Here is a 1,808-nt window from a genome sequence, read left to right as displayed (position 1 = left end):
TTTATCAGCGCGGTGACGATCGGGGTGATCGTGGCCAACCAGATCATGATGGCGCGCGAGAAAAAGCGCCTGCGCGACATGCAGATGGCCTTCATCCAGCCCGAGCCGGCCGAAACCGGACGGCCTGCCGCGCCGGTGGGCGCCGTGGGCGCGCCGCTGGGGCGCCGGGCCGCGTGATTCCGGCGCGGTCCGGGTCGATGCCGGCCCGGATCGCGAGCACGTGCGGGGCCTGAGAGACATTCAAGCCAGTATCCGTAGTACACCGAAGCACTACCTGAAGCACAAGGCGAAGCGACAGCGCACGGCCCACGTGCGGAAGAAGGGCGGGCGGCCCTGGGGAAGGGACGCACGCCGACGGGGTTTCCGGACCCCATGCCGAAGTCTTTGCAGGAACGACCCACAAGGAGAATGTTGATGAGGAAGAAGTTAATCTGCCTGCTGGTGGCCGGGGCCCTGCCGGGTATGGCCATGGCCGATACGACCAGCGACCAGATCAGGGCCCTGCAGCAGGAGCTGAACTCGCTGCAGAAGGAAGTGAAATCGCTGAAGTCGGAGCTGGCCCAGTCGAAGAACACGAAGGCCACGGCGCAGACCGCAGCCGCCGCAGCACCGGCAGCCGCCGCCGCCCCGGCCCAGGAAGTGGACGTCTCCTCGCCCGACTACGGCAAGGCGCCCGCGCACCTGACCAACGACGATCTGGACGCCATCAGGCAGCAGGTCGCCAACCAGCAGCTGAAGGTCGACTCGCTCTCCGACGCGGCCAACACCGGCCCCATCGCCGGCCTCTCGATCACCGGCTACATCGACCCGAGCTACATCTACAACCGCGCCGCGAGCACCTCGTCGTTCCTCTTCGCGAACCACGAAAGCGCGTACAACTACTTCAACAGCACCTTCGGCGACCTCTACCTCGACATCAAGAAGACCTTCGGGGTCGGACCGATGGCGCCCTCCGCCGAAGTCACCCTCATGCCCAACCGCGGCAACGGCATCACGCTGCTGCAGAACGAGCACGGCAGCACCGGCGACGATATCCTGAACACCGCCGTCATCACCGTGCCGGTCACCGCCACGGGCACCTTCGTCGCGGGTCTGATGCCCAGCTTCGGCGGCTACGAGGTGCAGCAGTCCAACCAGATGCTCACCCTCACCCACGGCCTGCTCTACGACTTCTCGGACCCGGGCAGCTACGTGGGCGTGGGCTGGAACTGGTCGCCCGACGGCAGCAACTGGGCGTGGAAGTTCATGGTCGGCAACGAGCAGTACCGCACCTACGGCTCGGTCACGCAGACGGGCACCAACGCGCTGGGCGACCCGATCACCACCAGCAACAGGATCCCGACCTTCACGGCCCGCACCGACTACACGTGGTCCAGCGCGCTGGATATCGGCGGCTCGTTCAACATCGGCCGCCAGACGCTCTCGAGCGCCACCAACGCCGCGGGCCAGGTGGTCTACGGCCCGGGCGGCCAGGCGACGAGCTCGGGCGGCTACTTCTTCTTCGGCGAGGCCGACGCCACCTACACGCTCGCGGACACGCAGTACAACGCCGAAGTGGACTACGGCCAGCAGCAGCGCGCGGCGTACAACGGCGGCAACGCGCAGTGGTACGGCCTCTCGCTGCTCGCGCACCACAAGTTCAACGCTCCGGTGGTGGGCCGCATGGGCGTGACGGCGCGCTACGACGTGCTGGCCGACGGCAGGAACGGCGGCGGGGGCGGCGGCATTGCGCTGAACGGCAACGGCATGGACCCGTACAACGGCTTCGGCATTGGTTCGGAGTGCCTTGCGAATTCGCAGGCCAACGG

The 1,808-nt window shown here is 67.1% G+C and carries 1 protein-coding gene and 1 pseudogene; both read left to right on the top strand.

Annotated elements, in window-relative coordinates; all coding sequences use genetic code 11:
- A pseudogene (locus BAC01S_RS35760) lies at positions 1-177 on the top strand (putrescine ABC transporter permease PotI); the annotation flags it as partial.
- A gap of 237 nt (positions 178-414) precedes the next feature.
- A partial coding sequence (locus tag BAC01S_RS29720; RefSeq protein ID WP_027798011.1) for a DUF3138 family protein occupies positions 415-1,808 on the top strand: 1,394 nt, incomplete at its 3' end.

Origin of the sequence: Paraburkholderia acidipaludis NBRC 101816 (assembly GCF_000684975.1) — a bacterium.
Lineage (GTDB): Bacteria > Pseudomonadota > Gammaproteobacteria > Burkholderiales > Burkholderiaceae > Paraburkholderia > Paraburkholderia acidipaludis.
Note: the sequence above shows the minus strand (reverse complement) of the source record. Positions and strands in the feature narration are given on the sequence as shown.